Origin of the sequence: Protofrankia sp. CiT1 (genome assembly GCF_917627335.1) — a bacterium.
Classification (GTDB): domain Bacteria; phylum Actinomycetota; class Actinomycetes; order Frankiales; family Frankiaceae; genus Protofrankia.
In genome coordinates, this window is sequence record NZ_CAKJTP010000065.1 from 15,959 (window position 1) to 24,388 (window position 8,430).

7 protein-coding genes and 1 pseudogene are annotated in these 8,430 nt (G+C 68.7%); 5 read left to right on the forward strand and 3 right to left on the reverse strand.

Features of this window, described 5'->3' with window-relative positions; all coding sequences use genetic code 11:
• Nucleotides 1–955: 955 nt before the first annotated feature.
• Nucleotides 956–1,669: a hypothetical protein gene (locus tag MJ785_RS12560; protein ID WP_239310140.1), complete on the reverse strand. Its 714-nt coding sequence runs from the start codon at nucleotides 1,667–1,669 to the stop codon at nucleotides 956–958.
• 151 nt (nucleotides 1,670–1,820) lie between these two features.
• On the opposite strand from MJ785_RS12560, the gene MJ785_RS12565 reads away from it, so the two are divergent.
• The 5 genes from MJ785_RS12565 to MJ785_RS12585 all read left to right on the forward strand — a co-directional run bounded on the left by MJ785_RS12565 (nucleotide 1,821) and on the right by MJ785_RS12585 (nucleotide 6,956).
• The gene (locus MJ785_RS12565; RefSeq protein WP_239310141.1) at nucleotides 1,821–2,672 is read left to right on the forward strand and encodes a hypothetical protein; all 852 of its coding nucleotides are present in this window, start codon (nucleotides 1,821–1,823) and stop codon (nucleotides 2,670–2,672) included.
• Between the two features lie 1,014 nt (nucleotides 2,673–3,686).
• A complete protein-coding gene (locus tag MJ785_RS12570) occupies nucleotides 3,687–3,947 on the forward strand; it encodes a hypothetical protein (RefSeq protein ID WP_239310142.1) in 261 nt (86 codons plus the stop codon).
• Nucleotides 3,929–4,372, forward strand: a complete 444-nt coding sequence (locus MJ785_RS12575; RefSeq protein ID WP_239347110.1) for a PIN domain-containing protein — start codon at nucleotides 3,929–3,931, stop codon at nucleotides 4,370–4,372. Before MJ785_RS12570 ends, MJ785_RS12575 begins: the two co-directional genes overlap by 19 nt.
• A gap of 140 nt (nucleotides 4,373–4,512) precedes the next feature.
• The gene (locus MJ785_RS12580; RefSeq protein ID WP_305039284.1) at nucleotides 4,513–6,264 is read left to right on the forward strand and encodes a CTP synthase; all 1,752 of its coding nucleotides are present in this window, start codon (nucleotides 4,513–4,515) and stop codon (nucleotides 6,262–6,264) included.
• Nucleotides 6,261–6,956: an NUDIX hydrolase gene (locus MJ785_RS12585; RefSeq protein WP_239347108.1), complete on the forward strand. Its 696-nt coding sequence runs from the start codon at nucleotides 6,261–6,263 to the stop codon at nucleotides 6,954–6,956. Before MJ785_RS12580 ends, MJ785_RS12585 begins: the two co-directional genes overlap by 4 nt.
• A 114-nt stretch (nucleotides 6,957–7,070) precedes the next feature.
• On the opposite strand, the gene MJ785_RS12590 is transcribed toward MJ785_RS12585, so the two are convergent.
• Complete coding sequence (locus MJ785_RS12590; protein WP_239310145.1) at nucleotides 7,071–8,000, reverse strand: PKD domain-containing protein; 930 nt, start codon at nucleotides 7,998–8,000, stop codon at nucleotides 7,071–7,073.
• Nucleotides 7,997–8,430: pseudogene (locus MJ785_RS12595) on the reverse strand (hypothetical protein); the annotation flags it as partial. The pseudogene MJ785_RS12595 and the gene MJ785_RS12590, both read right to left, overlap by 4 nt.

Sequence of the window (8,430 nt, forward strand, 5' to 3'; positions counted from 1 at the left end):
GTGTTGTCGTCAGTCGCCACCCAACACCAGGGTGGCTCCCTCCTCCGCCTCGCGATGCACGCACCCCAGCCCCACTCCTTGATCCACACCCCTATTGCCGGGCGCTCTTAGAGCTGGATCCTGCCGCTCGGCGGCACGGCGAAGTGAAGGTAGCGGCCGGAGAATCATGGCTATCCGCTCTTTCGGTCAGCTCTTCAGCACGACGAGGTGTGGCGTTGCGACCCGAGTCAGCCGGTGAGATGGCGCTGTCGTGGGAATGGATTGAGGGTTCACGGAAGCGCGCCATGTACTTCCCCGGACACGCAGTGTCGTCTACGCTGAAGTCGTGGTTTGGAACAAGCGGGGAAATACCGGCGGCGGAGCGTCGTCGGGCAGTGGCGGCACGAAGCGGGGCGGGAAGGACTACACCTCGTCTCATTCCGTCGACCGCGGCACGATGACCTGCCCACGCTGTTCGGGCAGCGGAGAGGTGGAACGGGACCACGTTGAGACCGACGGGGACGGCGGTTTCTCTGGTGCTGACCGGATGACCTGCCTGCGCTGCAACGGTCGGGGCACGGTCGCAAGCCGATGACTACCGAGCGGGCGGGTGAACCCGAGCAAATGGTCACAGCGGTCCGGGTGCAGTGCAAGGAGTGCCGACGGGCGCGCGGTGCCGTACGTGCCCGCGCGAGAAGTAGCGGCGGCGCAAAAGGTGAGCTTCCTGGTGCGGTGGTCGATCGCTGCCCGCACTACGAGACGATCTGGGCGCCTGGTTATGGTCCCGACGCTGAGCCTCCGCCGGACTCGGGATGGTCTGACCGGACGCCGCCAGTTTGATCTCGTTTGACCCTGTTCGAGTCGGCTGCGGTCGCGTACCAGCCCGGCCCGCACGGCCTGCCGACGTAATCGTGCCCATTGCTTCCCACCCAGTCAGGCCGGTGCGGCGATGACCAGCCATTTCGGGTTTGCGGCGTCAGGCAGGTGCCCGGGACCCGGAGCGGTATGGCGCCCGCTCTTGTGGGTGCGCGGATTCGGTCGCGTTCAGGGCTTCGGTGTGATCAAGGGTTCCGGTCAGGGCGAGCCGTAGCGGTGCACCCCGCCGGTTGTCCACAATCTTTATCTGGATGCTGAGGAGGGCATACAGGTCCTGGCCCTCCTCCATGGTCGCGGTCGCCAACCGGGTGGACGCGACAGCTGCCAGGTCCCGGACCGCTTGGACCTGTTGCGCGTACGACGCCGCCTGTGCGTGGCGATCCGCGAGGGTCTGACGATGTGCCTTGGCGGTACTCAGTTTGGTTTGCAGGTTACGGGACGCCGCCGCCACGGTGTCCGCGTCGAGCCCGGCAGCGGACAGGTTCACGATCGTGGTCGTGAGCGCCTGCTGTAGCCGGTGGATCTCTCCGTCGGCTTTGGTGATCGCGTCGGTGTCGCCACCGCCGTGGGTGGCGATCAGTCCGGCGTGGTCCCCGGCGACCGAGGCCAGATACTCCGGATCGGCGAGGACCGCCCGGACCTGTTCCCACACGGTGGCCTCGGCCAGGTCCGCCACCACGGTGGGCTCGAGGCAGCGGACCCGCCCGGGATGGCTTTTGCCGTAGCGGCGGCAGTACCGCTGCGGTTGACTGTGGTTGATCCGCCCGATGCCGTGCATCGGTGCCCCGCAGGTGCACAGCAGCCGGCCGGTCAACGGGTGACAGACCCCAACAGGCCGGATACCTCGACCACGAGCTGTGGCAGACGAGCGCCACGTGCGACCCTGACGGCTGCTCGGCAAGCGGCAAGGACGGCGACGAGAACAAGGACAGCCGTATCCCCAAGTAATGGAGTCGACCTTTCCTATGCAGTGGAATGACCTGCCGGCGCAGGTCCGCGACGCGGTCGAGGCACAGACCGGACCCATTATGTCCGCCGACACGGTGGACGTGGGGGACGGCTGCGACCTCGCCGCAGTCGTGGATGCGGGTAAGCAGCGGCTGTTCGTCAAAGCCGTCCACGGCGACGGCAGGCGGGCACGCTGGCTCCGCAACGAGCACACATTCGGGCACCTCGCCGCAGGCATCGCGCCGAGGCCGCAGTTCGCATGCCAGGTCGATGACTGGCTGCTTGTCGGCTTCGAGCACGCGACCGGCCGCCCGGCGGACCTCGCGTCTGACTCCCCCGACCTACCCCGTATTGGCGACGTCGTCGACGACATCGCCCGCCGGGCCGGCGAGGGCCTGCGCTCGCTTTCCGAGCGATGGCGCAACACGGATTGGTGGGCGGACTTGACGGCACGACCAGCGAGCGCTTTCCCCGGATGGGACGTAGCCACGGCAGCCGTCCACGCGAGCACCGTAGTCGACGCCGTTGCAGGGGACCGACTGATCCACACTGACCTGCATGCCCACCAGTTCATGATCAGAAAGGATCGGATCTGGGTGGTCGACTGGGGCTGGCCGGCACAAGGCGCCGGCTGGGTAGACGCCGCATTCATGGTCATCCGTCTCATCGGCGCCGGACACTCCCCGCAGCAGGCCGAGCAGTGGGCGTCCAGGCTGACCTGCTGGGCTGGCGCCACTGACGACGACCTCAACGCCTTCGCCTGCTACGTGGCCGGGCTGTGGAGCATACGTGCCGCTCAGTCAGACAACCGCGCCGCTCACAACCGAGCGACCCTGGCACGCAGTTACGCCACGTGGCGCCTGACATAGCTGCCACCAGCAAGGCGCGCGTGAGCCCGTCGCCTGTCGCAAACTTTCTCTACGGTTTCAAGGGTCGCACGGCGAGGTTCCGACGGGGGTTGATCCGGCGCCCCTTGCCCGGCCGGGAGAACCCGGGGTAGGGCGTAGCCTGCCCGCCCGACGGAGGAGATCAGCTCAGCCGGAACTGTGACTGTGAGTCAGACAAACGGTGTTCGCGGGACACGACGACGCCCGGTCGGTGACGGGAACGTGCGGTCACCGGTCGGGTATCGTGTCCGCTCGCTCGACCGGCTACGGTCAGCGCGCGCAGGCGGCAGCGACGGTGGTCATCGCGGGTCTGGCCCGCCCCGGTTGCGCTTTTTGTGCCACAGGGAGGCGTAGGTCGCTTCCACCGCGAGGGATGACCGCCAGGTCGCCGCGTCCGCGTCCCCGCTGGCGAGGTCCGCGCAGATCTGTACACCGGCCGGTAGGACGAGCGAGGGTCGCAGGATGAACAGGTCCGAGCCGGGCGGGGGGCAGGTCGACGCGTGCCCGGTCAGCCGGATGTGCCATCAACAGGCCGCTGAAATGCGACTCGGTAGGACCGGACCGGCGGCTGTTTGGGATCGTGTTCATGGGTCTCTGACTCCTGTCTGCGCAGGGTTGGGGATCAAGACCCGGGGTTGGTGTTCGAGCACCGAGCCCGGGTCGTTGCCGTTCCGGCGTTCGATCCGGGAAGCGCCCGCCGGAAGATCCATTACGGCGAGACGGTGAGATCAACGAGGAACGGCACGCCCGTGACCTGCGAGACCCACGAAAGCGGGCGATATTAAGAGCGACCGGCAATAGGGGACGCGGCGTCGCGGGGCTGGGGCACGCACCTCGCCGTGTTGTCGTCGGTCGCCACCCAACACCTCCGGTGACTCCCTCCGCCGCCTCGCGATCTACGCACCCCAGCCCCGCTCCTTGATCCACGCCCCTATTGCCGGGCGCTCTTAGTGAATTGATCTTGCGATTGCTACTGGAAGTGGCAATAATGACGGCATGGCCGTCACCTCTGCCGCGGAGCCGCCCTTCACCGGGCGTGCGGTCAAACGCAGCACGTCCTTCCCGGAAGACCTGGTCCGTGAGGTCGAGGCGCGTACCGGGCCGCGTGGGTTCTCCGCCGCGGCCACCGAGGCGCTCGCGCATTGGGTCCACATGCGGCAGCTGCAGGAGATCGTCGAGGACTACGAGCACGAGCATGGCCCCCTTGACGTCGACGGGGTGCGGGAGGCTCTGGCCGAATGGCCCGACGCCGACTGAGCACTCCCGGCGGCGGCACCCTGGTGCTGGACTCACAGGGGCTGTCGCTTCTCGCCGACAGGGATGGCGACGTGGTGCGCCGGGTCGAAGCCGCACGGCTTCGTGGTGCGGTGGTGATCGCATCCACGCTTACGCTGGTGGAGGTGCGGCGGCCCGATGGTCCACGGCGCGAAGCGCTGGCATGGGCTGCATCCCGTATCCGGATCGTCGCGGTGACCGAGGACATCGCCAAGCGCGCCGCGGCACTCCTCGACGAGACCGGGCTCGACGGCCACCGCTACGCCGTCGATGCAGTCGTGGCCGCGACAGCGCTGGAGCAGCCGCGACCGGTGCTGGTGCTGACGTCCGATCCCGAGGACCTCGCGGTGCTCACCACCGAGCCGGGCGTGCCACCCCAACAGCGGGTCAAGCCGGTCAAGGTCTGAGCCGGTCGAGGTCTGAGCCTGGCCGGTGCCGGCGTCGGGGATCTGCGCGTGAGCGGGCCGCGGGCGGGGGTGTTACCGTGAAATCCCGTGGACTGGCCAGGTATGGATCCGGCCGGCGATACCCACGGAAGGGTCTCAGCGTGGCGCAGGCGCACGTGACCAGGCACATTTTTGTGACCGGAGGCGTGGCCTCCAGTCTCGGTAAGGGGCTCACCGCCTCCAGCCTCGGTCGTCTCCTCAAGGCACGTGGCCTCCGGGTCACCATGCAGAAGCTCGATCCCTACCTCAACGTCGATCCCGGCACGATGAACCCGTTCCAGCACGGGGAGGTCTTCGTCACCAGCGACGGTGCCGAGACCGACCTCGACATCGGCCACTACGAGCGCTTCCTGGACGTCGACCTCGACGGCAGCGCCAACGTCACCACTGGCCAGGTCTACTCGGAGGTGATCGCCCGCGAACGGCGCGGCGGCTATCTCGGACAGACCGTGCAGGTCGTCCCGCACATCACCGATGAGATCAAGGACCGCATCCGCCGGCTCGCGACCGACGCGGTGGACGTCGTCATCACCGAGGTCGGCGGGACCGTCGGTGACATCGAGTCGTTGCCCTACCTGGAGGCGATCCGGCAGGTCCGCCACGAGGTGGGGCGCGACAACGTCCTGACCGTGCACGTGAGCCTGGTGCCCTACCTGGCCCCTTCGGGGGAGCTCAAGACCAAGCCGACGCAGCACTCGGTGGCCGCGTTGCGCAGCATCGGCCTGCAGCCGGACGCGGTGGTCGCCCGGTCCGACCGCCCGTTGCCGGCCGCGCTCAAGAACAAGATTGCTTTGATGTGTGACGTGGACGACGAGGCTGTGGTCGGCGCGCCGGACGCGGCCTCGATCTACGACATCCCGAAGGTGCTGCACCGTGAGGGGCTCGACGCCTACGCGGTCCGCCGGTTGGGCCTGCCCTTCCGCGATGTCGACTGGACCGAGTGGGACACCCTGCTGCACCGCGTCCACCGCCCGGCCGAAGTGGTCACCGTCGCGATCGTCGGGAAGTACGTCGACCTGCCGGACGCCTACCTGTCGGTGACCGAGGCGTTGCGTGCGGGTGGATTCGCGGTGAACACCCGGGTGGAGATCCGCTGGGTGCCCTCGGACTCCTGCTCGTCGCCGGAGAGCACCGCGTCCGCGCTGGACGGTGTGGACGGCGTGCTCGTACCGGGTGGTTTCGGCATCCGCGGGATCGAGGGGAAGATCGAGGCCCTGCGCCACGCGCGGACGAACGCCATCCCGGCGCTTGGGCTGTGCCTGGGCCTGCAGTGCATGGTGATCGAGGCGGCCCGCAACATGGCGGGGCTCACGGGAGCGAACTCGACCGAGTTCGACCCGGACACTGCGCACCCGGTGATTTCCACGATGGCGGACCAGCGGGCGGTGGTCGCCGGTGAGCGGGAGATGGGCGGCACCATGCGCCTGGGCCTCTACCCGTGCGTGCTGGCACCGGGGACGCTGGCCCGGCGGGTGTACGGGGTTGCCGAGGCCGGCGAGCGGCACCGGCATCGCTATGAGGTCAACAACGACTACCGTGATCGGCTTGTCGCCGCCGGGCTGGTGATCTCGGGAACGTCACCGGACGGGCGGCTCGTCGAGGTCGTCGAACTTGCGACCGACAGTAATCCGTTCTATGTGGGAACCCAGGCGCACCCGGAGTTCCGGTCGCGGCCGACCCGCGCCCACCCGCTGTTTGAGGCGTTGGCCGCGGCGGCGGTGACCCATGCGGAACGGCGCACCGGAGTGCTGCCGGTTGAGGTTTCGGCTGACCTGGCGGCCCACGGGATCGGCCCCCTGGACGGGCGCGGAGCGTCTGGTGAACGCAACGGCGAGGAGCTGGTGTCGTCATGACTGCGCATGGTGGTGGTGTAGCGGCGAACGAGCCCGCCGCGGACGTCGTCGACCACGCCGTGGCCTACCGGTCCGCGACCGGGCATCGCTACGAGGTCGTTGAGAGCGAGGTCGCCTTCACCGGACGGATCATCGCGGTACGCCGGGACACGGTGCGGATGCCGGATGGTGGCGTCTCCCAGCGTGATGTCGTCGTGCATCCGGGAGCGGTCGGGGTGGTGGCGCTCGACGAGGCCGACCGGGTGGTGATGGTGCATCAGTACCGCCATCCGGTCCGCCGGCCGCTGTGGGAGCTGCCTGCCGGCATCCTGGACGTGCCCGGGGAACCGCCGGTCGAGGCCGCCGCACGTGAGCTCGCCGAGGAGGCGAACCTCACGGCCGGCCGTTGGGACCTGCTGGTCGACGTCCTCGCGTCGCCGGGCATGACCAACGAGGCGTACCGGCTCTTCCTCGCCCGCGACCTGGCGGCGATTCCCCTGTCAGAGCAGCATGTCCGCGTTCATGAGGAGGCGGACATGCAAGTCACCCGGATAGATCTTGACAAGGCCGTGAGTCAGGTCCTGGAGGGTTCGATCACCAACGCCATGGCTGTTGTCGGCCTGCTGGCGGCGGTGACCGCCCGCGCGCACGGGTTCACCCGGCTGCGTCTGGTGGACGCGCCCTGGCCGGACCGTCCCGATCCCGTCGGTTGACCCCGATCCCCGTTGGTTGGCTGTGCGCGCCCGGCGGTGCTCCCGCCGGGCATCCGCCGGGCGCGCACAGCGTCAGGTCGGCTGGCAGCTACTGTCGATCAGGTGTTTGCTCGGTCAGTTGTTGCCGGTGAGGACGCCGCTGGCCTCGTCCACGACAACGGCGGCGTTCGCGGCCAGCGTTACCGGAGCGAGGGGGAACGCCTGCCCGACGCCGGGTACCGCGAACGTCCCCTGCCAGGTCACCGTCAGCGTGATCGGGTAGGTCCCGGGCTGGCGGTAGGCGTGTGCGACGTAGGCCTCCGGGTGCTCCCTGGGCGAGATCGCCGGGTCGAACGGGCGGCCGGGCGAGTCGGGCCCGAGCGTCCCGTCGCCGAAGTCCCAGCGGTAGTGAGGCACCGCGCTGATGGTGGCCAGCAGCGGCTGGTCGACGTTGAAGGTGAAGCTCGGCGGCACCGGCGTGTAGAGCACGGTGGGCAGGTTGGCAAAACTTCGCCCGTTCGGCTGGACGACCAGCGTGGGTCTGGGCAGCGCCTGTTCTCGCAGATAGTTGACCAGCGAGGCCTGTACCTGGGCGAGCGTCGGGGCGGCGGCAATGGCCTGCGGGTTGCACAGCGCATGGGTGTCCGCCGCGGCTTCCGGGAAAGCGGCCCAGAGCAGCTGCTCGAAACCGGTTGTCTCCGGGCCGACGTTGCAGAAGTCGAGACGGACAGGGCAGTCCGCGCAGGAGTCCGCCGGTCTGGCGGTCCCGACGGCTGTGGGCACCTTGTGCAGCCGCCCGCCGCTGAAAGCGTAGATGTAACCGTTGTCGGTGGCGCGGGTGTCGCAGTATCCCCACATGGCCGCGCAGAGGGAACCGGGTTGTGGGTCCGGTGCCGCGTGAGCTGTGGCGGACGTCGGCAGAAAAACGGCGGCGACCAGGCAGATGACCACTGACAGCCGGCTGATGGTGCCAGCGGCCAGACCTGGGGCGCGGGTGCGGTGGCCTGAGCCGCGCCGGCCTGAGCCGTGGTGGCACCGTGCGCGGTGATCCGGATGTGCCGTCATGACGGCCCCTTGGAGTACAGGAAGTTCTCGATGCGCCAGCCCGCGGTGGTAAGCCACAGCACGGCCGCCGCGGCGCGCGGTGGTTGCGCTGGATAGGTCCGGATGACCTTACCAGCCGTGTCCAGGACCCGGACCGCTCTGATGGCCACGGTCATCTGCGCGGTGATTGCTTTCTCGCCAGCCGGGCCCATGGTCACCGGGCTGACGGCGAGCGGGCCGACATCGGTGTGTCCGCCCTGGTTGTGAAAGTTCTGGGTAACCCCGATATCGAGTACACAGGTCTGGCATCCGGGCATGGCCGTTGCGCTCACATCCGCCACACGTCCTTCCAGACTAGCCCTGTTGATCTCCTCGAAGTATGCGTCGACCGTGGTCAGCGCCGCCTGGGCCGGGTCAGGGGAGGCCGGGGTGGACAGCGTCGCGCTGGGGG

Bases quoted from the DNA above. Each gene is read 5' to 3' on its own strand.
- MJ785_RS12575 (WP_239347110.1), top strand. From the start codon at position 3,929: ATGGCCCGACGCCGACTGAGCACTCCCGGCGGCGGCACCCTGGTGCTG.
- MJ785_RS12570 (WP_239310142.1), top strand. From the start codon at position 3,687: ATGGCCGTCACCTCTGCCGCGGAGCCGCCCTTCACCGGGCGTGCGGTC.
- MJ785_RS12590 (WP_239310145.1), bottom strand. From the start codon at position 8,000: ATGACGGCACATCCGGATCACCGCGCACGGTGCCACCACGGCTCAGGC.
- MJ785_RS12585 (WP_239347108.1), top strand. From the start codon at position 6,261: ATGACTGCGCATGGTGGTGGTGTAGCGGCGAACGAGCCCGCCGCGGAC.
- MJ785_RS12565 (WP_239310141.1), top strand. From the start codon at position 1,821: ATGCAGTGGAATGACCTGCCGGCGCAGGTCCGCGACGCGGTCGAGGCA.